The 25974-nt window shown below is 69.7% G+C and carries 22 protein-coding genes; 12 read left to right on the top strand and 10 right to left on the bottom strand.

Translation table 11 applies throughout. From position 1 onward, the window contains the following. The first annotated feature begins 82 nt into the window (after positions 1–82). Positions 83–1981 (top strand): TNT domain-containing protein, encoded by a 1899-nt coding sequence (locus tag D5S19_RS05860; protein ID WP_120022294.1) that lies wholly within the window; start codon positions 83–85, stop codon positions 1979–1981. Here the strand turns inward: D5S19_RS05860 and D5S19_RS05865 are convergent. From D5S19_RS05865 to D5S19_RS05875, 3 genes are all read right to left on the bottom strand, one after another. After that, positions 1967–2821, bottom strand: a complete 855-nt coding sequence (locus tag D5S19_RS05865) for a methyltransferase domain-containing protein (RefSeq protein ID WP_120022295.1) — start codon at positions 2819–2821, stop codon at positions 1967–1969. The genes D5S19_RS05860 and D5S19_RS05865 overlap by 15 nt on opposite strands. Then, positions 2806–4131: a sensor histidine kinase gene (locus tag D5S19_RS05870; RefSeq protein WP_120022332.1), complete on the bottom strand. Its 1326-nt coding sequence runs from the start codon at positions 4129–4131 to the stop codon at positions 2806–2808. Before D5S19_RS05870 ends, D5S19_RS05865 begins: the two co-directional genes overlap by 16 nt. A gap of 130 nt (positions 4132–4261) precedes the next feature. Next, the gene (locus D5S19_RS05875) at positions 4262–5707 is read right to left on the bottom strand and encodes a CCA tRNA nucleotidyltransferase (RefSeq protein WP_120022296.1); all 1446 of its coding nucleotides are present in this window, start codon (positions 5705–5707) and stop codon (positions 4262–4264) included. Between the two features lie 101 nt (positions 5708–5808). On the opposite strand from D5S19_RS05875, the gene D5S19_RS05880 reads away from it, so the two are divergent. Beyond that, the gene (locus D5S19_RS05880; protein ID WP_120022297.1) at positions 5809–6315 is read left to right on the top strand and encodes an NUDIX hydrolase; all 507 of its coding nucleotides are present in this window, start codon (positions 5809–5811) and stop codon (positions 6313–6315) included. A 14-nt stretch (positions 6316–6329) separates the two neighbouring features. Next, entirely contained in the window at positions 6330–8501 is a 2172-nt protein-coding gene (locus D5S19_RS05885; RefSeq protein WP_120022298.1) for a DUF6049 family protein, read from the top strand. Positions 8502–8617: 116 nt separating this feature from the next. Here the strand turns inward: D5S19_RS05885 and D5S19_RS32350 are convergent, their stop codons facing one another. After that, on the bottom strand, positions 8618–9019 hold the full coding sequence (locus tag D5S19_RS32350) for a hypothetical protein (protein ID WP_199730366.1): 402 nt from the start codon (positions 9017–9019) through the stop codon (positions 8618–8620). Positions 9020–9284: 265 nt separating this feature from the next. Between D5S19_RS32350 and murJ the strand changes: the two genes are divergently transcribed. The 7 genes from murJ (at position 9285) to D5S19_RS05925 (ending at position 17072) form a co-directional block, all read left to right on the top strand. Continuing rightward, complete coding sequence (murJ, locus tag D5S19_RS05895) at positions 9285–11069, top strand: murein biosynthesis integral membrane protein MurJ (protein ID WP_233573743.1); 1785 nt, start codon at positions 9285–9287, stop codon at positions 11067–11069. A gap of 82 nt (positions 11070–11151) precedes the next feature. Next, on the top strand, positions 11152–12744 hold the full coding sequence (locus tag D5S19_RS05900; protein ID WP_120022299.1) for a protein kinase family protein: 1593 nt from the start codon (positions 11152–11154) through the stop codon (positions 12742–12744). A gap of 31 nt (positions 12745–12775) precedes the next feature. After that, complete coding sequence (gene sigM, locus D5S19_RS05905; protein ID WP_120022300.1) at positions 12776–13438, top strand: RNA polymerase sigma factor SigM; 663 nt, start codon at positions 12776–12778, stop codon at positions 13436–13438. Next, positions 13435–14226: a hypothetical protein gene (locus D5S19_RS05910; RefSeq protein ID WP_120022301.1), complete on the top strand. Its 792-nt coding sequence runs from the start codon at positions 13435–13437 to the stop codon at positions 14224–14226. Before sigM ends, D5S19_RS05910 begins: the two co-directional genes overlap by 4 nt. An 83-nt stretch (positions 14227–14309) precedes the next feature. Next, entirely contained in the window at positions 14310–15275 is a 966-nt protein-coding gene (gene trxB, locus D5S19_RS05915) for a thioredoxin-disulfide reductase (RefSeq protein ID WP_120022302.1), read from the top strand. A gap of 51 nt (positions 15276–15326) precedes the next feature. Beyond that, complete coding sequence (gene trxA, locus D5S19_RS05920; protein WP_098512426.1) at positions 15327–15650, top strand: thioredoxin; 324 nt, start codon at positions 15327–15329, stop codon at positions 15648–15650. Positions 15651–15923: 273 nt separating this feature from the next. Then, positions 15924–17072: an N-acetylmuramoyl-L-alanine amidase gene (locus tag D5S19_RS05925; protein ID WP_098512425.1), complete on the top strand. Its 1149-nt coding sequence runs from the start codon at positions 15924–15926 to the stop codon at positions 17070–17072. A gap of 893 nt (positions 17073–17965) precedes the next feature. Here D5S19_RS05925 and D5S19_RS05930 read toward each other — a convergent pair. Further along, a complete protein-coding gene (locus tag D5S19_RS05930; protein ID WP_120022303.1) occupies positions 17966–18610 on the bottom strand; it encodes a GNAT family N-acetyltransferase in 645 nt (214 codons plus the stop codon). 190 nt (positions 18611–18800) lie between these two features. On the opposite strand from D5S19_RS05930, the gene D5S19_RS05935 reads away from it, so the two are divergent. Further along, positions 18801–20120: an aminotransferase-like domain-containing protein gene (locus D5S19_RS05935; protein ID WP_120022304.1), complete on the top strand. Its 1320-nt coding sequence runs from the start codon at positions 18801–18803 to the stop codon at positions 20118–20120. A 30-nt stretch (positions 20121–20150) separates the two neighbouring features. Further along, complete coding sequence (locus tag D5S19_RS05940; protein ID WP_120022305.1) at positions 20151–21101, top strand: D-alanine--D-alanine ligase family protein; 951 nt, start codon at positions 20151–20153, stop codon at positions 21099–21101. Between the two features lie 139 nt (positions 21102–21240). On the opposite strand, the gene D5S19_RS05945 is transcribed toward D5S19_RS05940, so the two are convergent. From D5S19_RS05945 to yidC, 5 genes are all read right to left on the bottom strand, one after another. Further along, positions 21241–22251 (bottom strand): ParB/RepB/Spo0J family partition protein, encoded by a 1011-nt coding sequence (locus D5S19_RS05945; RefSeq protein WP_120022306.1) that lies wholly within the window; start codon positions 22249–22251, stop codon positions 21241–21243. Then, the gene (locus D5S19_RS05950) at positions 22248–23174 is read right to left on the bottom strand and encodes a ParA family protein (RefSeq protein ID WP_120022307.1); all 927 of its coding nucleotides are present in this window, start codon (positions 23172–23174) and stop codon (positions 22248–22250) included. The genes D5S19_RS05945 and D5S19_RS05950 overlap by 4 nt, the downstream gene beginning before the upstream one ends. An 86-nt stretch (positions 23175–23260) precedes the next feature. Continuing rightward, the gene (gene rsmG, locus D5S19_RS05955) at positions 23261–23941 is read right to left on the bottom strand and encodes a 16S rRNA (guanine(527)-N(7))-methyltransferase RsmG (protein WP_120022308.1); all 681 of its coding nucleotides are present in this window, start codon (positions 23939–23941) and stop codon (positions 23261–23263) included. A 259-nt stretch (positions 23942–24200) separates the two neighbouring features. Next, entirely contained in the window at positions 24201–24752 is a 552-nt protein-coding gene (locus D5S19_RS05960; protein ID WP_120022309.1) for a Jag family protein, read from the bottom strand. A 30-nt stretch (positions 24753–24782) separates the two neighbouring features. Then, positions 24783–25970: a membrane protein insertase YidC gene (gene yidC / locus D5S19_RS05965; protein WP_120022310.1), complete on the bottom strand. Its 1188-nt coding sequence runs from the start codon at positions 25968–25970 to the stop codon at positions 24783–24785. Positions 25971–25974 lie beyond the last annotated feature (4 nt).

A 25974-nucleotide genomic window follows, 5' to 3' on the forward strand; every position in this document is an offset into this window, starting at 1 on the left:
ATTCGACCACCTCGTCGGCGTGCGGCGGCGGACTCGGCTAAGTTCGAGGCCGCTCACACTGGGGTTTCGGGGAGGAAGCAGAGTGCGCTACCGGGTAGAGGCGAGCGAACGCCCTGACGGTCTGTACGTCCAGCTGGAAGATCGCACTTTTGCGGCCCAGCGGTCGACCACCGACGGGACGCTGCTGCTGACCGTGCTGCCGGACGAGGAAGTACCCGAGGACTTCGACCGCGACCACGAGGGACGTCCGGCCCGGCTGGTGCTCGCGAACGAGGTGCCCGCGACCTTCGATCTGCGCAGCCACGGCGAGTACGAGGACGAGCTGTTCGAGATCGCGCCGGGCGACCAGACCGAGCTGACCCTGCGCTGGACGCGGCACGATCCGGCGCGCGCCGCGCAACTCGGGCTCACCGAGTTCTCGGTGACCGTGCCCGCGAAGCGGCTGACCGGCCTGTGGCAGACCCGGCACGACTACGCGGAACCGCAGCCGGCGACCGAGGGCGGCGACCACACGAAACTGCTGCGCGCGATCGGCCGCACGCTGCGGGGGGTGCCGGGCGGATGGACCAAGGTGGCCGCGCAGTTCCGGCAGGTCGGCTCGTACGCCGAACTGGAGGTACGCGCGGTCGGCGACGAGAACGGCCCGGTGTCGGTGGCGCTGTCCGCGTCACCGCGGCTCAGTTCGCTGTTCGCGCAGTTGCGCGCGGCGATGTACCAGCCGGACAGCGGAACCTGGTTCCAGGGCACCTTCACCCTCGATGCCGAATCGCAGTTCGATTTCGACTTCGACGCCGACCGCGAACCCGACTGGCGGCTGCCGCCGATCGACGGTGACCGGCCCGCGCAGCAGGCCTATCAGGCCGAGCTGACCCGGTTCCCCCGCACGCCGAAACACCTGCCGGACTGGCTGGCCACCAAGGCCGGGCTCCCGCTGGAGCACACCTTCCGCCAGGCCCGCGTGGTGGACGGGCACAACGAGGGGGAGCGGCCGGTGATCAACCGGCCGCCGGTGCCGCCGGATCAGCTGCGCGGAGTGCTCGACTATCTGTTCCGCGCGCCGGTCGTGCTGCACCGGCCTGCCCCGCAGGCGGACCTGTTCGCCCCGCCCGGCGCCCCACCGGACGTACCGCAGGCCTTCCACACCGACGGCAGCTGGATCTGGCCCGCCGCGGTGCCGCACTACCTGCGCAAATACGGCGTGCCGCCGGAGCCGGAGCTGGTCGAGCACATCCGCGCCACCGGGTTCCGTCCGCCGCTGGTGCGGGAACTGGTGCGGGCCACCGCCGAGGCGGATGTGCTCGGCAGGCCGCGGCCACCGCGTTCGACGGCCGACCTGCCGGACGACAGTCGGCTCGCCAAGGCGCTGCGAGAAGGCGACCCGGCGCGGCCACTGCGTGCGGCCGAGACCCTGGTCCTGCTGGAACAGCGGCTCGCCGAGTACGGGGTGCCCGCGTCGGCTTACCGGATCGGCGCGAGCGAGGTGCCTGCCGAAGGGGTGTGGACCCTGCGGCGAGCGGACAACCGCTGGGAGGTTTCCCGTCCGCCGTCGGTGGAGCCGGTGCCGTTCGGCACGCTCGCGGATGCGGCGCGATACCTGCTCGGCACGCTGCTGCTGCTCCCGGTGCCAGGCACCGACGAATCCGACCAGCCCGCCGACTGGCCGATCCTGCCGTTGCGCGGGGAGCCGCCGCTTTCGTTCTACCGAGCCAAACGGCTGGTCGCACTGCCCGCGGGTACGAAGGTCGTCCGGTTCGGCAATGAGCACGGCAACCTGGTGCACGCGGCGGACACGCGGTTCGTGGAGACCTCGCTGACCGCGGACCGGGAGCGCGAACGGCACGAATACCGCATGCAGCGCACGCTCCGGGTGCTCACCGGAGTCACCGCGCCCTGGGGACCGCAGCCCGGTGGCGCGACCGCGTACCTGCTGCCGCGGCCGATCGCACAGCACGCGGAGGCCGGGGCGCTATCCCGACTGTGAACCGCGGGCGGTGAGCAGCACCGCGGGCGACCACCAGTAGTCCGAGAGCGGGGTGATGGTCACCTCGGTGAACCCGGCGGCAGTCAGCTGCCCGGCCCAGTCCGTGGCCGGGTGCTCCCAGTTCGTGCGACTCTCCCCGGTCACCACACCGAGCAGCACGGGCAGCAGAAACCCTTGCGCGACAAAGGAAGCCTGATCGGTGTACTCGGCGAGGCCCCGTTCGTACCGCTCGGCCAGGGAACGCAGGCGCCCCGCCTGGTCGGCCGGTTCCGCCGGGACGTCGAACTCGGCGAGCAGCAGCCGGCCGGTTCGCGGGCACAGGGCCCGCAGCACGTCCGCCCGGTCGTCCGGCGGGATCGACTGCAGGGCGAAGGTCGATTGCGCAAGGTTCCACGTGGAACCATTCGCGGCGAGGAACTCCTGCGCGGTCGCCGCGAACCGGTGCGCACCAGGCACTTCGACCGCGGACAGCAGCGTCGCCGAGGGCTCGACCAGGTCGATCCGCGACGGCCGGAACCGCGTGCGGGACAACGCGGGCGAGACCGCGAGACCGTCACCGCAGCCGAGATCCAGCACCGCGGCCGGGCGCAGCTCGTCGTACATCGTGGCCAGTTCCTCACTCAGCCGCTCGTACAACCGCACGTTGCCGCCGCCGCGGATGAACGCGGTGAACGCCGCGGGCTGGTCGTAAACCGAACCGGCCCCGACGCGGCCGAGGTAGTGCGCCAGCTCGGCCCCGAGCCGGGTGCCGGACCGGCCGGCGAGCCGCGCGGCCGTCATCGGATCCCCGTCGCGACAGGCGGCCAGCGCACCGGCGACCCCGCTCAGTTCGGCACCCATAACGTCACCCTCGTTCCGCTGCCCGGACTCGATTCCACCCCCGCGGTGCCGCCCACCTCGGCCAGCCGGGCGGTGATCGACTCGCTGATACCGAAGCCAGCGGGCCGGTCCCGCGCGCTGAACCCGGTGCCGTGGTCCCGGATGATCACCGCGATCCCGCCGTCGCGTTCCTCGACCCGGACCACCACCTGGTCGGTGCCGGAGTGCTTCATCGTGTTGCGCATGGCCTCCCGGACCGCGTCGCGGATCGCGATCTGCCGGACCTCGGACAAGGTGTCCTCATCCAGTTCCGAGACCACCAGCTGTGCCCGCAGCCCGTCGCGCGCCATCTCCGCGGCCAGCGCGGTGAGCTTCGCGCCCAGCGGCCGCGAACGCTCCTCGGTCTCGTGCGCGGCGGCCGCCTCGATGGCCTGCCGCAGCTGCATCGCCTGCACGCGGGCCAGCCGCTGCACCTCGGCCAACCGGCCCGGCGCGTCGCCCGGACCAAGTGAGATGGCCTCCAAGGTCTGCAGCACCGTGTCGTGCAGCATCCGATGCTGCCGCGCGCGTTCAGCGAGCCGCCCGTTGCGGATGCCGTAGGCCAGCGCGAGCCGTGTACCGAGACCGAGCATGATCAGCGCGCCGGCCGCGGTGAACAGCACCCCGAGCATCGGCGGGTACAGCGATCCGGCCTGCGCGAGATCCGCCGTCCCGCTGTTGATCACGCCCACCAGCAGCCGCACCGGGAAGCTCAGCACAGCCAGCCCCAGCCCGGCCGGAATCCCGAGGGCGAGCGTCAGCAACGCGATGTTGCCGAGGAGGTGCTTGTCCGCGACGGCGAGCGCGTCGTGGAACGCCCCGCTCGGCACGGTCGCGCCGATGACCAGCTCGAACACCAGCGTGGCGACCAGATCCCCGGCCAGCAGCCAGGCGGTGCGGTCGCTGCGGAACGGCGCTCTGCGCAGCATCCAGTAGACGCCCAACAGGCTCAGCGCGACCGAGCCGGCGGTGACCACCGCGACCGGTGCCAGCCCGGCCGAGCCGCGCGTGGCGAGGTAGCCGAAGAACTGCCCGGACACCGCGATCAGCCGATAGGCCAGCGGGACCAGCGCCACGTAGCGGGCCGCGCGCAGCAGCAGGTTGTCCTGGAAACCGGGATCGACCGGACCGGCCATCCGGGAGATCCGCCGCAAGGCCCGCACCGGGGTCGGATCGGCGACCTCGTCGGACAGCCCGGTGGTCGCGGTGGCCAGCGCGGGCGTGCCCCGGCGCAGCAGGGTGACCAGGAAACTCGGGCCACCATCGGGCCGCTCGCGCTCCTGCGCCGTCATCGATTCCCCCCGATCGCCGGGCACCCCCGGCCCGCCGGACGAGCAAGTATCGCCGGTGCGCGAGGCAGCGACCAGGGCCGAACGGAGATCGTGCGCCATCAGCCACCGGCCGCTCATCCACGGCCGGGAGTCAGCCGGGCGGGGTGATGCCCTGGTCCCGCGCCCACTTCTTCAGCTCGGCCACCGCGTCGTCGTGCTCCAGCGGACCGCGGTCCAGCCGCAGCTCCTTGAGAAACTTCCAGGCCTGCCCGACCTGCGGACCGGGGGAGAGCCCGAGCAGCCGCATGATCTCGTTGCCGTCGAGATCCGGGCGGACCCGGTTGAGGTCCTCCTGCTCCTTGAGCCGAGCGATCCGCGCCTCAAGCTCGTCGTAAGTGGCCTGCAGGGCGGCCGCCTTGCGCCGGTTGCGCGTGGTGCAGTCGGCACGCACGAGCTTGTGCAGCCGGGGCAGCAGCTCACCCGCGTCGGTCACGTAGCGCCGCACCGCCGAATCGGTCCACTCACCCCCGCCGTAGCCGTGAAACCGCAGGTGCAGGAACACGAGCTGGGCGACGGCCTCGATGGTTTCCTTCGGGTACTTCAGCGCCCGCAAACGTTTGCGGGCCATCCGCGCACCGACCACCTCGTGGTGGTGGAAGCTGACCCCGCCACCGGGCTGGAACTCGCGGGTGGCCGGCTTGCCCACGTCGTGCAGCAGCGCGGCCAGCCGCAGCACCAGGTCCGGCCCGGAAACAGGCTCGTGCCGCTGTTCCAGGTCGATCGCCTGGGCCAGCACGGTGAGCGAATGCTGGTAGACGTCCTTGTGCTGGTGGTGCTCGTCGATGGCCAGCCGCATCCCGGGCAGCTCGGGCAGCACGTGCTCGGCGAGCCCGGTGTCCACCAGCAGCTCCAGCCCCGGCCGCGGATCGGCGGCGAGCAGCAGCTTGGACAGCTCGGCCTGCACCCGCTCGGCGGTGATCCGCTCGAGCTGCGCGGCCATCGAGGTCATCGCGGCGACCACCCGCGGGGCCGCGGTGAAGCCGAGCTGCGCGGCGAAGCGGGCGGCCCGCAACATCCGCAGCGGATCGTCGGCGAAGGACTCCTGCGGGGTCGCCGGGGTGTCGAGCACCTGGAGCCGCAGCGCGTCCATCCCGTCGTGCGGATCGATGAAGGTCTTGGTGACCAGGTCGATGGCCATCGCGTTGACGGTGAAGTCGCGGCGCAGCAGATCACCCTCGATGGTGTCGCCGAAAGTGACCTCGGGGTTACGGCCGACGCGGTCGTAGCTGTCCGCGCGGAAGGTGGTGATCTCGAGCGTCATGCCCTTCTTGGTGACGCCGACCGTGCCGAACGCGATGCCCACGTCCCACACCGCGTCGCCCCAGTCGTTGACGATCGCCAGCACCCGGTCCGGCCGGGCGTCGGTGGTGAAGTCGAGATCGGCCGACAGCCTGCCGAGCAGCGCGTCGCGCACACTGCCGCCGACCAGGTACAGGCTGTGGCCGGCGCGCGCGAAACGTTCCGCCAGCTCATCGGCAAGAGGGGACACTCGCATCAGTTCCGTCACCGCGTTCTGCTGGGCGACCAGGTTGCTCACTTGAATCCCACCACGAAACGGGTACCACTACTACGGGCACCACCGGACACGGACACGGAGAGCCAGAGTACCCGGGCAACCGTTTGCTCTAGCATCGCAGCATGTCTGGATCCGCCGGCCGGGCCGGAGCGCCGAAACCGCGCAAGCGGCGCCGGCGCCCGCGCGGCAGGCGGCTGACCACGGTCGACGAGACCTCGGCCGGTGGGCTGGTGCTCGACCACGAGCGGGAACACGCGGCGCTGATCGGCCGGCTCGACCGGCAGGGCAGACTGCTGTGGTCCTTGCCGAAGGGGCACATCGAGGACGGTGAGACAGTGGAGCAGACCGCGGTGCGCGAGGTGAAGGAGGAGACCGGTATCTCGGCACGGGTGCTGCGCCCGCTGGGCACCATCGACTACTGGTTCGTGGCCCAGCAGCGAAGGGTGCACAAGACCGTGCACCATTTCCTGCTCGAGGCCACCGGTGGCGAACTTTCCGACGAGGACGTCGAGGTCACCGAGGTGGCCTGGGTTCCGGTGGCCGAACTGGAGACCATCCTCGCCTACGCGGACGAGCGCAAGCTGGTCCGCAAGGCGGCTGACCTGATCGCCCCCGACAAGCTCGCCTGAGACGGAGCACCCGAGTGAAGCGGCCCGCCGCGTTCTTGCTGTCCTTGCTGGTCCTCGCCGCCGCCGCACTGTTCGGCGCACCGGCGCAGGCGCAGCAGGAGCCGTCCCCGGAACCGCCGCGGCTGCGGGTCGACCTGGACCACCTCGCCCCGCGTGTGCTCACCGGCACCAGCACGCAACTGCAGGTGTCGGGCACGGTGACCAACATCGGCGACCGGCGGATCGACCGGCCGCAGGCCCGCCTGCAGGTCGGCGACCGGATCAACGGCACCCGGGCGATGTCCGGCGTGCTGAACGGGGAGCCGGTCCAGGACATTCCGCTGACCGACTTCACCATCCTCGCGCCGGCCCTGGAACCCGGCCAGAGCACCCGGCTCGACCTGCAGGTCCCGCTCACCGGGCAGCGGGCCGGGGTGTTCGCCCGGCCCGGCGTCTACCCGCTGCTGGTGAACGTGAACGGCACCCCGGAGTTCGGCGGGGCCGCCCGGCTCGCCGCGGTGAGCCTGCTGGTGCCGGTGCTGTCCGGCCCCGGCCGCGGTGGCAGCGCGACCCCGCGGAACGCGAAGGTCACCATGCTGTGGCCGATCGCCGACAGCACGGTGCACGTCGCCTCGGCCGCATACGGCAGGCAGCTGAACCTCACCAACGATTCCCTGGCCAAGGAGCTTGCTCCGAACGGACGGCTGGACGCGCTGGTCTCCGCGGCGCGCGCGGCGCAGTCGAACCCGGTCGGCAGCTCGCTGTGCTTCGCCATCGACCCGGACCTGCTGCGCACCGTCGATACGATGAGCCGCGGCTACCTCGCCGCTGGTGCGCAAGGCACCGGCGCGACCGTCGCCCGTGACTGGCTCAGCTCGCTGCGTGCGCTGGTCAAGGACCGCTGCGTGGTGCCGATGCCGTTCGGCGACGCCGACCTGACCACGCTCGGCAAGGTCCGGGACGCGGCCGGCAATCCCGATGCCGGGCTGATGACCACCGCGCTCGGCGGCGCGTCGGCGATCAAGGATCTGCTCGGCGTCGAACCCCAGGCCGACGTGCTGTGGCCGGGCGGATCACTGGACGATCAAGCGCTGTCGGCGGCATCCGCGGCGGGCTATCGCACCGTGCTCACCGACGGGTCCCTGCTGAAGGCGAGCCGTGACGCGGGGACCCTCAGCGGCGCGGTGACGCTGCCCGGCAACGTCCGGGCGCAGCCGACGGACGGGATCATCGCGAACGCGCTCGCCGGGTTCACCCCCGGCCCGCAAGCGCCGACCACCCTCAGCGGTGCGACACAGCGTGCGGTCGCCACCCAGAACGGGCTCGCCGCGATCGCCTTCGAGGCCGGGCTCGGCCGTACCGAAGCGGCGAACGGGGTCAGCCTCCTGGTCGCCCCGCCTCGCCGGTGGGATGTGCCGGCCGAGGAGCTGAACACCTTCCTCACCGGACTCGGCGAACTGGACGGCCACCAGGTCATCAACAGCTCGTCACTGAACCAGCTGCTGCACGTGACACCCACCGGATCCGCGTCCTTCGCCACCGAACGGCACGCGCCCGGGGACGGCGGGGCCGCGATCGCCGAGCAGCTGTCCGGCCTGAGCACGAAAGCCACCCGGATGATGTCGGCGATGCGGATGGACACCACCCACCGCGTCGAACCGAAGTCGATCATCGCACCGGTTCGCGACGCCCTGGTCCGCGGCAGCTCGACGGTGTTCGACGGTTCGCCGCCGGCCTCCGCCGCGGCGAACGCCACCTCCGAACTCGCCGCGATCAGCGATCAGGTCACCGTGGAACAGCCGAGGCAAACGATTGCGCTTGCCTCCGGTGCCGCGCCGCTGCCGGTGTACGTGAGCAATGAACTGCCGGTCGGCATCACCGCGCGGATCTCGCTGACCGACAGCATCGGAGTACGGGCCGATCCCTCTCAGCTGCAGAATCGGTCTTTTCCGGCAAAGGGCGGGAAGAACGAATATCTGCAGATCGAGGCACTGCGAGCGGGCAAACTCAGCGTCGATGTGTCCTTGACCACCCCGGCGGGTGCCGTGCTCGGCTCGACCGCGCGTTTCGAGATGACCTCCACCGAGTACGGCTCGATCACCATCATCGGCACCGTCGTGGCTGGTTGCGCACTGCTGCTGCTGTCCTCCCGGCGCATCTACCGGCGGGTCAAGGAGAGCCGGGCGGCACGCGGCCGTTCGGGCTGAGTACCGGCCGGGCCGGGTGCATCCGGCCGTTCCCGCCTACCCTGAGCAGACGCTGCCACAATGACAGCGGACCAGGGGTAGTCGAGGATTGGGCGCGCGTTGGACAAAGAGCCGGGTCAACCACCCGAGCGTGCGGGCCGTCCTCGGCGTGACGGTGCGCCGCCCCGGCGCGAGGAGCGCGGCGGCCAGCCGCGCCGCGCGGTCCGCGACGCACGGCGCCAGCCCCCGCCGGAGGGTCCGGCCTCCGGTGAACTCCGCCAGCCCCCGGCCAGCGGCACACGGCGGATGCCGGTGTCCGGCCAGCCCTCCGGCGAACGGCCGATGCCCACCGACCGTTCGCAGCGCCGCCAGCCGCCGCCGAACGGACGGCCGCAGTCCACCCGCAACGGGGTGCCGCCGAACGCGGCGCCCGCACGTCGCAGGCCGTCGCCGACGACACAGCAGCCGATGCCGCCAACCGGGCCGCACACGTCGCCGCCCGGCGGACCGCATACCCCGCCACCGGGTGGGCAGCGCACGCCCCCTCCAGGTGGACCACATACCCCGCCGCCCGGTGGGCCGCATACTCCGCCGCCGGGCGTACCCGGTGGGCCGCACACTCCGCCGCCGGGCGTACCCGGTGGGCCGCACACTCCGCCGCCGTCGGGCCGTTCGCCGTTGCCGCAGCCGGGCACGCCACCACCGGCGTCCGCCCCGGCCTCCGGCCCGCAGCAGATCCCGCCGGTGCACCGCGGCCGCGGACCGCGCCCCGGCGCGCCGATCCGGCCGTGGCAGGAAGAGGCGATGCGGGACCCGGAGGCCACGCGGTTCATCCCGCGCACCGCCGGGGTACCGATGCCCGCCTCGCGCTGGCCGACCGCCGACCCCGACGTGATGCGCCCGTACGACGCGCTGGCCACCCAGGTCATGCCGCGGATCAAGGACCTGGCACCGGCCCGTCCGGCCGAACCGGGCGAGGCCGAGCAGCCGGCTCCGGCGAAGGCGCCGTCGGTGGCCAAGGCCAGTGGCCGGATGGCGATCGCGTCACTGATCAGCCGCATCACCGGCTTCCTTTGGAAGCTGCTGCTCGCGGTCGTGATCGGCACCGGCGTGGTGAACGACTCGTTCAACGTCGCCAACACGATGCCGAACATCATCTTCGAACTGCTGCTCGGCGGCGTGCTGACCAGTGTGGTGGTGCCGCTGCTGGTGCGCTCGCAGGACGATCCGGACAAGGGGCAGGCTTATGCGCAACGGCTGCTGACCGTCGGGGTCACCGTGCTGCTGGGCGGCACGATCATCGCGGTGGCGGCGGCGCCAGCGTTCACCTCGCTCTACATCGACTCGTCCGGTCAGGCCAGTCCCGGCCTCACCACCGCGCTGGCCTACCTGCTGCTGCCGGAGATCTTCTTCTACGGCGTGTTCGCCCTGGTCTCGGCGATGCTGAACGCCAAGCACGTGTTCGGCCCGACCGCCTGGGCCCCGGTGATCAACAACATGGTGGTCATCTTCACCATCCTGGTGCTGTGGGTGATGCCGGGTTCGATCGACGCGGAGCACCCCTCGATCACCGATCCGAAGGTGCTCACGCTGGGCATCGGCGTGACCGCCGGGATCGCCGCGCAGGCGCTCATCCTGATCCCGCCCCTGCTGCGCTCCGGCTTCCGCCCGCGCTGGCGCTGGGGTCTGGACAAGCGGATGAAGGAGTTCGGCGGCCTCGCGCTGTGGGTCGTCGGGTACGTCGCGGTGAGCCAGGTCGGCCTCACCATCACCACCCGGGTGCTCACCAAGGGCACCGCGGGCGGTGTCACCGCCTACAACTACGCCTGGCTGCTGTTCCAGCTGCCCTACGGCGTGCTCGGGGTCTCCCTGCTGACCGCGATCATGCCGCGGCTGAGCCGGGCGGCCGCGGACGGGGACACGAAGAAGCTGATCGGCGACCTGTCCTACGCCTCCCGCATCTCCACGGTGACGCTCATGCCGATTTCCGCGGTGATGACCATCGTCGGCTCCTCGATCGGTGTCGCGATGTTCACCCTCGGCAAGGGCTCGCTGGAGAACGCCGAGCGGCTCGGGCAGGCGCTGGCCATCTCGGCCTTCGCGCTGCTGCCCTACGCGCTGGTGATGCTCCAGATGCGGGTCTTCTACGCGATGAAGGACGCCCGCACGCCGACGTTGATCATGATCGTGATGACCGTGGTCAAGGTGCCGCTGCTGTTCCTGTGCCCGGTGGTGCTCAACGGGGACAGCGTGGTGCTCGGCGTGATGATGGTCAACGCGCTGACCTATGTGATCGGCGCGATGCTCGGCCAGGTCTGGCTGTGGTTCACCCTCGGCAACCTGCGCAGCAAGCGGGTGATCGGGGTGATCCTGTTCACCGTCGTGGCCAGCCTGCTCGGCATCGGCGCGGCGTGGCTGGCCGGGCAGGTCGTGCCCGGCTCGCTCGGCCCGACCCTGAGCGCCTGGGTGAAGCTGATCCTGCAGAGCCTCGTGGGGACCGTGGTCTCGTTCGGGGTACTGATCGCGCTGAAGGTCGAGGAACTCAAGCCCGCCACCTCGCGGTTGCAGCGGTTGATCAAGCGCGGGTAACGATTGATGCACGACTCACGACCCTTCCCGCGGGCCTGATCCGGGTACCCTCGGTTCCGGGATCGCGACGCAGGAGAGAAGCGTGGACACGAGACGAAACGTTCAGGCGGGGGAGGCGGACCGCGCGGGCATCCGTGCCCGGGGCGGCTCGCTGGCCCCTGGGCGGGTCGTGGGAGACGGCCGGTATCGCCTGCTCGCCCAGTTCGGGGTGGACGAACGGGCCGCCGCGCATCTGTGGCGGGCCCGCGACGGGCAGCTGAAACGGGATGTGGCGCTGACCCTGCTGGTCGGCGATCCGGCGGATCCGGAGGCGGCCCGGCAGGCCCGGCGCACGCTGGAGCGGGCGGCGCACGCGTCCAAGTTCGGCCACGGCGGGGTCGCCCGGGTGCTGGACGTGCTCAGCCTCGGCAGCGGGGTCACCTCCGGCGAGGGGCTGCTCGGCGTCGTGGTCGCCGAGTGGACCAAGGGCAGTGATCTGGTCGATCTGGTCGCGCAGCGGCCGGTCGCACCGGGTGCGGCCGCACGCATGGTGCAGGCGCTCGCCGAGGCGGTCGACCATGCCCACCAGAACGGTCTCGTGCTCGGTCTGGACCATCCGCAGCGGCTGCGGCTCACCCCGGGTGGTGCGCTGAAGCTGGCGTTTCCCGGACCGTTGCCCGAAGCCACCCTGCGCGACGACGTCAAGGCCCTCGGCGCGGTGCTGTACCTGCTGCTCACCGGCCGGTGGGCGCTGCCAGGCGGACCACCCGCCATCCCGGCCGCACCGCTGACCCCGCAGGGCCACGTGGTCCCGCCGCGGTCGCTGGTGCCCACGGTGCCGGCGGAGCTCTCGTCGCTGGCGGTGCGCACGATCGAGGACGGCGGCAGCGGCGGTATCCGTACCAGCTCGGCCATCCTGCGGGTGCTCGACCAGGTCGCCGAGAACGAGGAACGCACCCAGCTGATCCAGGCCGTCGGCCAGCCCGAGGGCGAGTCGGACGGCACGATCTGGACCACGAAGAAGCCGGTGAAGGACGTCGCGCGGCGACGGAAGCTCGCCTTCGGCGTCACCGTGCTGGTCGTGGCGACCGTGGTGATCCTGGCCTGGGGCGGGTTGATGCTGATCAACCTGTTCCAGGGGGACAACAAGGCCGCCGGGCCCACCCTGAACGTCGCGGCCACGCCCACGACCAGCGCCCCGGCGCCGAACCAGCCGGCGCCGCCGCCCTCCTCGCCCGCCGCGCCGAAGGTGGGCGATCCGGTCAAGCCGGATTCGGCGAGCGTCTACAACCCGGAGGGCCAGGGGGACAACCCGGGCCGGGCGAAGAACGCCATAGACGGCGACCCGGGCACGGTCTGGCGCACCGACGTGTACCAGCAGCAGTTCCCGGCGCTGAAGCCCGGCGTGGGCATCATGGCGTCGTTCGGTGACCCGGTGAAGCTCGCGCAGGTGAAGATCACCGCGGACAGTCCGGGCACGAAGGTGGAGATCCGCAGCGCGGACAGCAAGACCGCGAAACTCGCCGACACGAAGGTGGTCGGCAGCGGCGAGCTGAAGGGCACCGAAACGAGGATCGACCTGCAGCAGCCCGCGGAGGGCAAGTTCTTCGTCGTCTGGATCACCCAGTTGGGGCAGAACGACGGCAAGGGCTTCCTCAGCGAACTCGGGGATGTGAGCTTCCTGCCTGCACAGTGAGCCTGCGGCGGGACTCAGTAGGCTCTCGCGGGTGACGGCTGCAGCTCCCACGGATGCGGACCTGATAGCGGCGCATGCCGCCGGTGATCCGCAGGCGTTCAGTGAACTGGTCCGACGGCACCGGGACCGGATGTGGGCGGTCGCGCTACGCACCCTGCGTGATCCGGAGGAGGCCGCGGACGCCTTGCAGGAGGCGTTCATCTCGGCCTTCCGCGCGGCCGGCAAGTTCCGCGCCGAATCGCAGGTCACCACGTGGCTGCACCGGATCGTGGTGAACGCCTGTCTCGACCGGATCCGGCGCCGGCAGGCCCGCCCGACCGTGCCGTTGCCCGAAGCCGGCTTCAACGAACCGGCCGCGCCCGGCGATTCGATGGCGCAACGGGAGACCAGCCTGCTCGTGCGGCAGGCGCTCGACCAGCTGCCCGAGGATCAGCGCGCCCCGATCGTCCTGGTCGACGTGGAGGGCTATTCGGTGGCCGAGACGGCGAAACTGCTCGGGATCGCCGAGGGCACGGTGAAGAGCCGGTGCGCGCGCGGAAGGGGCAAACTCGCGAAGGTTCTCGGGCACTTGCGGAACCCGGATGGCGCGGCAGGCGTCTCAACTAACGAAAGCAAACGCAAGCACGCCACTTCGGAGGAGTCCCGAAGTGCCGGGCGGGCCAAGGGCTCACCGGGGAACGGGGAGGGACGATGACCGACGAGAGCCGGGGAGCAGGGGGGATCGTCGGGCCGCCCTGGTCCGTGGACCTGCTCGCCGACCTCCACGCCGGGGTCCTGACCGAGGACGAGGCGGCCCTGCTGTGGCCGCGCGTCGATGCCGACCCCGAGGCGCGCGCGATCATCGAGGCACTCGAAGCGACCACCGCGGACCTGTCCGCACTGGCCACCGAGCCCGTGCCGCCGATGCCTGCGGAGTACGTGGCCCGTCTGGACGCCGCGCTGGCCGCGGAATCCGCCACGCACCGGCACCCAAGCGGCGAAACCCCGGCGGGAGCCACGTTTCCGGAGCCCGCGGCGGTTGCCCCGGTGGTGGACCTGTCGGCGGCCCGGCGGCGGCGCAACCGGCGGCTCGGCTGGGCAGGCGGGGTCCTGACCGCGGCCGCCGCCGCAGTGGTCGCGGTGGTGGTCGCCGTGCCGGGCTCCGAGAGCGGCACGCCGAACGTGGCCACACCGGCGGCGAGCGGCCCGTCCGTGTCCGGCGACGGCGGTGGAGCCGAGGCTTTGCTCGGCGGTGGCGTCGGGGTCCGCGATTTCGGCCCGTTGCACGACGAGCAGCGGCTCGACACGTGCGTCGCGGCAGCCGGGCTGGACCCGAAGGTGCGGCCCGAGGGCGTCCGCCCGGTGAATGTGGCGGGCAAGGCGGGGGTGCTGGTCATCTACACCACCGGCAAGCTCGCCCAGTTCCGGCTGGTCGCGTTCGGCGCGGACTGCGGACCGGCGCGTCCGGACAAGCTGTTCGACCGGATCGTCGGCGGCCGGTAGTAGCGGGCGTCACCGCCGGGAACACCGGCCCCTACCATCGTGTTGAGCCAGAAGCACTGGTCGCTACGAGCGGAGGTTGACGGGTGGCGGGCGAGGAAATCAGGGACCTGATCATCGTGGGTTCGGGTCCGGCCGGATATACCGCCGCGGTGTATGCGGCGCGGGCCGAGCTGGCCCCTTTGGTGTTCGAGGGCACCCAGTTCGGTGGTGCGCTGATGACCACCACAGAGGTCGAGAACTTCCCCGGCTTCCGCGATGGCATCCAGGGCCCGGATCTGATGGAGGAGATGCGCAAGCAGGCCGAGCGCTTCGGCGCCGAGCTGCGTGCGGAGGACGTCGAGTCGCTGGAGCTGACCGGCGACGTGAAGTACGTCGTGTCGAACGGCAAGCGCTACGCGGCGCGGGCAGTGATCCTGGCGATGGGCGCGGCCGCGCGGTACCTGAACGTGCCGGGCGAGCAGGACCTGCTCGGCCACGGCGTGTCCGCGTGCGCGACCTGTGACGGCTTCTTCTTCCGTGACCACGACATCGCGGTCGCCGGCGGCGGCGACTCGGCGATGGAGGAGGCGACGTTCCTCACAAAGTTCGCCAAGTCCGTGACGATCGTGCACCGGCGGGACGAGTTCCGGGCGTCGAAGATCATGCTTGAGCGCGCGCGGGCGAACGAGAAGATCAAGTGGCAGCTGAACACGCAGGTGACCGGCGTCGAGGGCGAAGGCACCGTGCGTGGCCTGCGGGTGGAAGACACCAAGACCGGGGAGAAGAAGACCCTTGAGGTCACCGGTTTCTTCCTGGCCATCGGCCATGATCCGCGCAGCGAGCTGGTGCGCGGGCAGGTCGAGGTGGACGAGGACGGGTATGTGCGCACCCAGGGCCGCACGACCTACACGAACCTGCCCGGCGTGTTCGCGGCCGGCGACCTGGTGGACCGCACCTACCGGCAGGCGATCACGGCCGCGGGTTCGGGCTGCAGCGCCGCGATCGACGCGGAGCGATGGCTGGCCGAGCACGCAGAGGTGCCCGAGCTGGTCGGCAGCGGCGAGCACTGACCTTTCGCAAGTTTTCCCCCACTTCCCACCGCAGGCGAAGGAGACAAACCCATGGGCAATACCGTCAAGGTGACCGACAAGTCGTTCGTGGACGACGTGCTGACCAGCGAAAAGCCGGTCCTGGTGGATTTCTGGGCGACCTGGTGCGGACCGTGCAAGATGGTCGCGCCGGTGCTGGAGGAAATCGCCGCGGAGAACGGCGACAAGCTGACCGTCGCGAAGCTTGACATCGACGAGAACCCGAACACAGCGCGTGACTACAAAGTGATGTCGATCCCTACGCTGATCCTCTTCCAGGGCGGCAAGCCGGTCAAGGAGATCGTGGGCGCGAAGGCGAAGGCCGCGCTGTTGTCGGATCTGTCCGACGTACTCTGAATCGACCATCCGGTGAGAACCCGGGCCTGCGGGAACCAGCCCACAGACCCGGGTTCTCACCCGTTCGAGCGGCCCCCACATGGTGATGATCACGCAGACGTGCCAAGGGTCTCTCCCCCACGGGGGCTCCCCCACGAGAGCGGCATACCGGCCGGGCCTACGTCCTCACCCAGAGTTCGCAGGGCACAATGGATGCCTGGGCTTACCCCCCAGCCACAGATTTTTGTTTTCGCATCGAGTCTGTTTCGGTGCCCGAGGAAGAGCGAGGAGTGCATGCGGGTACTCCGCCGCGGTGACACCGGTTCGGAAGTCGCCGAGATCAGGTCGATTCTCGCCGGGATGGACCTGCTGCCGCCGGTGGCGGGGACCGACCGTTATGCGACCTTCGACGGTGCCGTGGAGCAGGCCGTGCGGGCCTTTCAGCAGCGACGCGGGCTCATCACCGATGGGGTGGTGGGCGCGGCGACCTTCCAGGCGATGAAGGGCGCGAGCTATCACCTGGGGAGCCGTCCGCTGCAGTACCTGCTTTCGTCCCCGGTCAACGGGGACGACGTGTTCGCGTTGCAGGAGCGGCTCACCGAGCTGGGTTTCGATGCCGGGCGGCCGGACGGCTACTTCGGCCCGCAGACCGAACGCGCACTGCGTACCTTCCAGCGCGACATGCGGCTGACCCCCGACGGCATCTGCGGCCCGGCGACCATTCGTGAGCTGCACCGCCTGTCCTCTCCGCGCGCCCGCGGCGGCCGCCCGGTGTTCCTGCGCGAGCAGGAGCAGGTACGCCGCGCCGGCCCGCGCCTGCGCGGCAAGCGCATCGTCATCGACCCCGGTCATGGCGGCGAGGACCTCGGCGTGGTCGCCGGCGGCCTGCGCGAGGCCGATATCGCCTGGGACCTGGCCCGCCGCCTGGAGGGCCGGATGCAAGCCACCGGCATGGAAGCCCTGATCTCCCGCGGCCCCAACCACAGCCCAAGCGATTTCGAACGCGCCCGCTTCGCCAACGACGCCGGCGCCGACCTGTTTCTGTCCCTGCACAACGACGCGAACCCGTCTCCGCGGGCCCAGGGCATCGCCAGCTTCCACTTCGGCACCGGCAACGGCACCACGTCGACGGTGGGCGAACTGCTGGCAGGCTTCATCCAGCGCGAGGTAGTCGCCCGGACCGGCCTCCGAGATTGCCGCACGCACTACAAGACGTGGGAGATCTTCACCCGCACCCGCTGCCCCGCGGTCCGCGTGGAGATCGGCTACCTGACCAACCCGGACGACTCCGGCAGGCTGGCTTCTCCCGCTTTCCGTGACGTCGTGGCCGAAGGCATCCTGATCGCCGTCAAACGCCTCTACCTCCTCGGTGAAGGCGACCAGCCGACCGGCACCTTCACCTTCGCCGACGTCCTGGCCCACGAGCTGGCCCGGGCTGAATAGCCGGCGCTCTCGGGCGTTTGTCCTGGGTTCCGGTGGGGCCCGTTTCGGCTTTGGCCTGCATTCGCCGGGGGAGCTGCTGGTCTCAGGGCGGCTCGGGCTTGGCTGGCTCTCGGCCTCGGTGGTCGAGCGGCTTCGGTCCGTCCTGGTGGCTTTCGGCCAGTCTTGGCTCAGAGCTACTTTTTCGCAGCTACGTTTCGGTACGGCTAGCTCCGGCGCAGACGTCTCGGCGCACCTCAGTTCTGCAACGCGGGCAGTGGACAACTTCTGCTCGATACGCGAGGGCTCTGCACCACCGGCGGTGGGCTCAGGGAGTTGACCACCGCCTGTCTCCTCATCCTCACCGGCCTCCCAGCCCGATTACCCAGAGCAACAATCCACCACCCCGCACCCCACGCAACCTGCCCAAGAACCCCGACCTCCACCCCAACATCCACACCCCACCAAGCCCCCACCCAACCAGAGTCCTTCCACCACTTACCCGCCCTCACCACCCAGCCACAACCGCTTGCGCCCCACCACTCCGACACCCACCACACCTGGTGGCAGCCCCCACCCACCACGGGGGGCGTCCCCGAACCCAGTCTAGTCGTCCACAGGTTTTCCGCGGCGCCTATCAGCGATCTGTGGATAACTTCGGGGTTCATCCACAGCTGTGCACAGGTGCGGGATTGTGGGTATTGCGGGGTGGAGGGGGACCTGCGCGAGTGAGGTTGCGGACAGGTTGGGTGCTGCGTGGGTGGGGGTGGGTTGACCTCGGGCGATACGGGTGGGCAGCACGAGAAAAGGAGGGGAGGCAGGGCGTGGCGGGGGAGGGTTTCGGAGGCATGGGGGTAGCGGGATGGCGAGCACGGAGAGTGACCGAGCAGCGGGGGTGGCGGCTGGGGAAACCAGAGTCAGGCGCGGCCGAGGCTGGGTTCGGCGGTGGTGATGGTTACCTGGCCCAGGAGGCGTTCGAGGGCGGCTTCGACGTCTTCTTTCCAGGTGATCGCCGAGCGGAGTTCCAGGCGGAGGCGGGGGTACCGCGGGTGCGGGCGCACGGTTTTGAAGCCGACGCTCTGCAGGAAAGCTGCCGGGAGGACGCAGGCATGGCCGCCCAGTGGGTCCGGGTCGTCGGGCTGGGCGTCGCCGAAGGCCTCGATGGCGCGGACGCCTCGTTTGGTCAGGTCCTTCGCCACGGCCTGGACCAGCATCCGGCCCAGGCCGCCGCCGCGGAATTCGGGGAGGACCTGGAATGCAGTGAGCAGGACAGCGTCGGCGCTGGGCGGCGACGTCGGGAAAGCCAGTGCGCGGGGGACCGCGTTCGGCGGCGCGTAGAGCACGAAGCCGACCGGGAGCGTGTCGCTGTAGACGATCCGGCCGCAGGAGCCCCATTCCAGCAGCACGCTGGACACCCAGGCCTCTTTCTCCACCTCAGTGGCGCCGTACTCCTCGGCCTGTTCCTTCAGGTGCGGCGCGACTTCCCAGTAAACGCACTGCCGGCAGCTCTTGGGCAGGTGCTCAAGGTTGTCCAGTGTGACGCCCACCACGCGACGCGACACCCGAAACCTCCCTTGACCCTGTTCGGAGCACGAATCCCGTCTCGACGCCGGCGAGAGCGCAGGCGGCACCGGAAGAACCACCACGAGGATAGGCCGATGTGACAAGAGCCGGAAGACCGGGGATCCGGAAGAGGTCGCCGTTACACTCGATGGATCTACCAGCAGGTACCGCCGAGCCCTCAGGTGTCCGATGACCGAGAACCGCCCCGCCAAGCCGCAGACCGGCCGTCACAATCTCGACCCGCACCTCGAGCGGTACGCAGCACGCACCGCCGGGATGACCGCATCCGAGATCCGCGCGCTCTTCGCAGTGGCCAGCCGACCGGAGGTCGTCTCGCTCGCCGGTGGCATGCCGAACCTGGCCGCTCTTCCGCTCGACACGCTGTCCGCGCAGGTCGGCGAGATCATCGCGGAGGAGGGGCTCGTCGCGCTGCAGTACGGGTCCGCGCACGGTGTGCCTGCGCTGCGTGACCAGATCTGCGAAATCATGGCGCTCGAGGGCGTCAAGGCACACCCGGACGACGTCGTGATCACGGTCGGTTCCCAGATGGGCCTGGACATGGTGACCCGGCTGTTCTGCGATCCGGGCGACGTGGTGATCGCCGAAGGCCCTTCGTATGTCGGCGCGCTCGGTTCGTTCTCCGCGTACCAGGCCAACGTCGTGCACGTCGCGATGGACGATCAGGGGCTCGTGCCCGAGGGGTTACGGGAAGCGCTGCGGCAGGCGGAAAAGGCCGGCCAACGGGTCAAATTCCTTTACACCATCCCGAATTTCCACAATCCGGCGGGCGTCACGCTGGCCATCGAGCGGCGGGCGGAGATCGTGGAGATCTGCCGCGAGCACGGTGTGCTGATCGTCGAGGACAACCCGTACGGGCTGCTCGGCTTCGACGGGCAGATCTACCCCGCGCTGCGTTCGCTCGACCCCGACAACGTGGTGTACCTCGGTTCGTTCTCCAAAACGTTCGCCTCGGGGCTGCGGGTCGGCTGGGTGCTCGCTCCGCACGCGGTGCGCGAAAAGCTCGTGCTGGCAGCGGAATCGGCCACACTGTGCCCGCCGACGTTCAACCAGATGATCGTGTCCCGCTACCTCGCGTCGCACGATTGGAAGGGCCAGATCAAGAAGTTCCGCGAGAACTATCGCGAGCGCCGCGACGCGATGCTGTCCGCGCTGCAGCAGTACCTGCCCGCGGGCTGCTCCTGGACGCAACCTGAAGGTGGCTTCTACGTCTGGGTCACCGTGCCGGAAAGTGTTGACACCAAAGCAATGCTGCCGCGGGCGGTCACCGCGCGCGTGGCGTACGCGTCGGGCACCGGCTTCTACGCCGACGGGCTCGGCTCGCGCCAGATGCGCCTGTCCTACTGCTACCCGACGCCGGAGCGGATCCGGGAGGGCGTGCGACGCCTGGCCACGGTGCTGGAGTCCGAAATGGACCTTGGCCGCACTTTCGGTAGCGTGAGGGCACGCACCATCCCGGGCCCCGAGACCCCGTCTCCGGACACGGTCTGACCGGCCCCGCAACACTAAGGAGTTCCCACGGTGGTCGACCGTACCGTTGCCGTGCTCGCCGGCGGGCTTTCCCACGAGCGGGACGTCTCGCTCCGTTCCGGACGGCGGCTGTCGGCCGCGTTGCGTGCCGAAGGGCTCACGGTGGACGAGTGGGACACCGACGCCGGGTTGCTGGAGCGGCTGCGCACCCAGCGGCCGGACGCCGTGGTCGTCGCGCTGCACGGCGGGGAAGGCGAGAACGGTTCGGTGCAGACCGTGCTCGAGATGCTCGACGTGCCGTTCGTCGGCACCAGCTCGCAGGGTTGCCGCCGGGCCTGGGACAAGCCGACCGCGAAGGCGTTCGTCCAGCAGGCCGGGTTCGCCACACCGGAGTGGATTGTGTTGCCGCACAGCACTTTCCGGGAGCTGGGTGCACAGTCGGTGCTCGACGCGATGGTGGACCGGCTCGGGTTGCCGCTGATTCTGAAGCCCGACCAAGGTGGTTCGGCGCTGGGCACGCAGGTCGTACGGGAAGCCTCGGAGCTGCCGGCCGCGATGGTGGGCTGCTTCGCCTACGGCGACACGGTGCTTGCCGAGCGGTTCATCGACGGCGTCGAGGTGGCTGTCACGGTCATCGAGGGCGAGGACGGAGCCGAGGCGCTGCCGGCGGTCGAGATCGTGCCGGAGAGCGGCATCTACGACTACGCCGCGCGCTACACCGCCGGCCTCACGGATTTCTTCACACCGGCCAGGATCTCCGACGAGGCGGCAAAGGCGGTCAGCAAACTCGCGGTCGCCGCGCACCGGTGGCTCGGGCTGCGCGACATCTCCCGCACGGACGCTGTGATCACTTCGGACGGCACCGTGCACTTCCTTGAGGTAAACCTGTCACCCGGGCTCACCGAGACGTCCACGGTCCCGATGGCGGTCGAGGCGGCGGGCAAATCGCTCGGCTCGGTGTTCGCAGACCTCGTTGCGCGCGCGGTCGCGCGGAGCCACTGACCCTGACGGCACGACGGAACTAGTCCGTCGTCCCTCTGCTCCGGGGCCGAATTTCGCGACCACCGGAGCAACCACGCAGCGTGTTGCCAGGCGCGTCGCTGCGCAATCATCACCGTGACGAAATGACCGTGGGTGTTCCCTAGTCGGTTTTCTCGTCCTTTTTCGCCGGTTTTTCCCGCGAGTTCGCATCGATGAGCCCGACGATGCGTTCGAGATCATCGACCGAGCCGAACTCGAGCACGATCCGGCCCTTCCGGCGGCCGAGGTCGACCTTCACCCGAGTGTCGAAACGATCCGAGAGCCGGTTCGCGAGTTCCTGCAATCCGGGCGCCTGGATCGGCTTGCGGGGAGCGGCCTTCGGTTTGGCCGGCTTCTCGCTCTTCTTCAACGTGACGGCTTCTTCGGTGGCACGCACCGACATGCCTTCCGCAACGATCCGGGCGGCCAGTTCTTCCTGGCTTTCCGGATCATCCAGGGACAGCAAAGCCCGAGCATGCCCGGCCGACAGCACCCCGGCGGCCACCCGCCGCTGGACGGGCAAGGGAAGCTTGAGCAACCGGATGGTGTTCGTGATGACCGGACGGCTCCGCCCGATCCGGCCAGCCAGCTCTTCGTGCGTCACCGCGAACTCGTCGAGCAGCTGCTGGTACGCCGCCGCTTCTTCGAGTGGGTTCAGCTGGACCCGGTGGATGTTCTCCAGCAACGCGTCGCGCAGCATCGACTCGTCGGCGGTCTGCCGGACGATCGCGGGGATCGCCTCCAGCTCCGCCTGCTGCGACGCACGCAGCCGCCGCTCGCCCATGACGAGCTCGTACTCGCCGTCGCTGAGCTCGCGCACGACGATCGGCTGCATGAGCCCGAACTCCCGGATGGAGTGTTCGAGCTCGGCGAGCGCTTCCTCGTCGAAAACCTGGCGGGGCTGCTTCGGATTCGGTTTGACCGAGCTGACCGGGATCTCGCGGTAGACCGCACCGGCGACCTCGCCGCCGTGCGAACTCGCCGCGCCGTTCGCCGCGAACCAGCCCTTGTCCTCATGGGACTCTGGTGCGGCGGCAACGGCCTTGTCACCGGGGGAGGGGGCCGGGGTAGGCGGCCCGGTCGGGATCAGGGCCGCGAGGCCACGCCCGAGCCCTCCTCTGCGCTCAGTCATGCGCTGGTACTCCTCTTCTCATTCGCGCCACGCTCCGCGAGTTCCTTCGCCGCATCGAGATAGCTCATCGCCCCCCGCGAGCCCGGGTCGTACGAGAGCACGGTCTGGCCGTAGCCGGGCGCCTCGGACACCTTCACGCTGCGCGGGATGACGGTCTTCAGCACGGTCTCCCCGAAGTGGTTCCGGACCTCGTTCGTCACCTGGTCGGCCAGCTTCGTGCGGCCGTCGTACATGGTGAGCAGAATCGTGGAGACGCTGAGTTCACGGTTGAGGTGCTGCTGCACGAGTTCGATGTTGCTCAGCAGCTGCCCCAGACCTTCCAGCGCGTAGTACTCGCACTGGATCGGGATCAGCACTTCTTGTGCGGCCACCATCGCATTGACGGTGAGCAGGCCAAGGGACGGCGGGCAGTCGATGAGGACGTAGTCGACGCCGATCTGGTCGAGCACCTCCGCGGACAGCGCTTCCTTCAGCCGGGTCTCCCGGTTCGCCATGGAGACCAGCTCGATCTCCGCGCCGGCCAGATCGATCGTCGCGGGGACGCAGAAGAGATTCGGCGACTGCGCACTGTTCGCGGCTGCCTCGGCGAGCGACACCTCACCGATCAGCACCTCGTAGATCGACGGCGTTCCGGACCGGTGGTCGATGTCGAGCGCGGTGCTGGCGTTGCCCTGTGGGTCGAGGTCGATCACGAGCGTCTTCAACCCGTGCACCGCCAGCGCGGCGGCGAGATTGACGGTGCTCGTCGTCTTGCCGACGCCGCCCTTCTGGTTGGCGACCGTGAGCACCCGGCGACGTGCGGGTCGAGGGAGCGCGCCCTCCTTGGGGTGCAGCACGCTCGCAGCTCGGACGGCTTCCTCGGCAATCGGGGTCCAGCCCAACTCATGGCCGGTCTCCGCGGGGTCGGACGGCGGGGGATTCACCGGTCTCGACACCTCCTCCTGATAGACGATTCGTGGGCGTTCGAACCGCGTTGTTTCACGTGGAACTTCGCGGCTGTTCTCGTTCGCTAGCGCCGCCTGCCACGTGGCCGAGTCGGCTTCGGCGATAGACGACGAATGAGCACCACCGTGCTGGGCACCTCAAGTACTGCTTTCCCGCACTCGGCGAGCACTGGTTCGGCACCGCCGGCCTTACGTACTGCGTCGCGGTCCCGTTCGATCTCTTCGGCAGCGCTGGCACCTTTGAGGGCGACCAGCCTGCCTTCGGCTCGAACCAGGGGAAGGCACCAGCCCGCAAGCCGAGCCAGAGGAGCGACCGCGCGAGCGGTGACGACGTCGGCGCCGTCCAGCTGCTCGCGCACGGATCGTTCCTCCGCGCGTCCACGGACGATGGTGATCGGGAGTTCCAGCTTCTCGGCGACCTCGGCCAACCAGTCAACCCGGCGAGCCATGGGTTCCAGGAGAACGATAGCGAGGTCCGGTCGGGCAATCGCCAGCGGCACGCCCGGAAGCCCCGCACCCGAACCGACATCGACCACCCGGGCGCCCTCCGGGATGTGTTCACCGATCACAGCCGAGTTCAGCACGTGCCGATCCCACAGCCGTTCGACCTCGCGCGGCCCGATCAGGCCGCGCTCCACGCCGTGGGTCGCCAGCAGATCGACATACCGGGCGGCTTGGTCGACGCGCTCTCCGAACACCTCCACCGCCGCGGTCCGGACCGTCCCGGTGGCGCCGTCCAAGCTCACTACGTTCACTCCTCGCTCTGCGCGTTTCACGTGAAACGCACCCCGTTGATTGTCCCTGATGCCCGGGGCAAATCGAGCCGACAGACCGCATCTGTGGACAAGTCCACTCGGCGAGCTGAGCTGTCCACACCCGTTTCACGTGAAACACCATGCGTGTAATTCGCCTCCGCCGAAGCGACCGCGCCTGGTGCACCGAACACAAAGCGGCCCACCGGATTCAACCGGTGGGCCGCTTCGGCTCAGTGCTTCGCGCTGACGATCAGTCCTCGGGGAAAATCACCACTCGGCGCTTCGGGTCCTCGCCCTCACTCTCGCTCGTCACGCCGTCGACCGTGGCGACCGCGTCGTGCACGACCTTGCGCTCGAACGGGCTCATCGGCTGCAGGCGAACCCGCTCACCGTTCGCCTGCACCGACTCCGCCGTGGACCGGCCGAGCTCCTTCAGTTCCGCCCGGCGGTCGGCTCGCCAGTTCGCGATGTCCAGCATGAGCCTGCTTCGTGAACCGGTCTCCTGCTGCACCGCCAGCCGAGTCAGCTCCTGCAGCGACTCGAGCACGGTGCCGCGCGGGCCGACGAGCTTCTCCAGATCCTCACCGCCGTCGATGCTGACTATCGCACGTCCGGCTTCCACATCGAGGTCGATGTCGCCGTCGTAGTCGAGCAGGTCCAGCAAGCGCTCCAGGTAGTCCCCGGCGATGTCTCCCTCCCGCACGAGAGAGTCGTCGTCACCGCCCGGCTTGGCTTCGGCCGCTTCCGCCGCCTCGGCTCCGTCCTTCTGTTCGGCGTCGATCGTGTCGACCGTCTCCGACATCTTTCGTCTCCTCTCCGAACCGGTTCGGCGTCAGCGACGCTTCCGGCCCGACTTCTTCGTCGAGTTCTTGATGAGCCCGGGTGCGCCGTTCCCGTTGGCTCCGTTGGTCTGGTTCGCCGAGGTCTGGTCCGCCGGCTTTGCGCTGACCTTCGACTCCGAGGTCTTCTCCTCGGGAGTGCCACCGGTCGCCTTCTCCGCGGGCTTGGTGTTCGAGCCGCCGCCGGACTTGTCGCCGGAGGGCGCGGTCTGCGCGAAACCGTGCGCCGATCCGGCCTTGGTCACCTTGCGCTGCTGACCTGACTGCTGGCCCTTCTTCTGCTGCACCGGCTTCTGCCCGACCTTCGGTGCGGTCGGCTTCTGTCCCGGCTTCGGGCCGAGCGAGGCACGTTTCTCCGCTGCCTCCGCCTTGCGGGTCGCCTCTTCCTTGTCGATCCGGGTGTAGACCAAGCGCTGCTGCATGAGCGTCCAGCCGTTGTTCGCCAGCCAGTAGAAGAGCAGGCCGAGCGGGAAGAACGCACCGAAGACGAGCACGCCGAAAGGAAAGACGTACATCGTCAGCTTGTTCATGATCGCCGTCTGCGCGGTACCGGTGGCCGCGGCGCTCTGCCGGGCGGCCGAGTGCCGGGCGGTGAGGTGCGTGGCGATCGAGGCGATGATCATCAGCGGCAGGGCGACCGGAAGCACGTTCCAGTGCCAGCCGCCGTTGGCGATGCCACCGGAAATCGCGCCGACACCGTTGTTGACCGCTTCACCGAGGTTGACACCGAAGAGCTTGGCGCTCACATACGAGTTGACGTCGTGCTGGCTGAAGAAGTAGTTCTCGGTCTTCGGCCCGCCGCCGGGCGGAGGCATGGTGAACGCCCTCAGCACGTGGTTCAGGCCGATGAACACCGGGATCTGCAGGACCATCGGAAGGCAGCTGCCGAGCGGGTTCACGCCGTGTTCGCGCTGGAGCTTCTGCATCTCCTGCGCTTGGCGCTGCCGGTCGTTCGCGTACTTCTTCTGGATCTTCTTCATCTCCGGCGCGAAGTCCTGCATCTTCTTCATCGACCGGACCTGGTTCACGAACGGCTTGAACATGATGCCGCGGACGGTGAACGTGAGGAAGATGATGCCGAGGATCCAGGCGACCGCCGACGACTCCCCGAAGACGAACCCGAAGACCTTGTGCCAACACCACAAGATGAAGGACACAGGGTAGTAGATGAAATCGAGCACTGAG

The sequence above is a fragment of the Amycolatopsis panacis genome (assembly GCF_003600245.1).
Lineage (GTDB): Bacteria > Actinomycetota > Actinomycetes > Mycobacteriales > Pseudonocardiaceae > Amycolatopsis > Amycolatopsis sulphurea.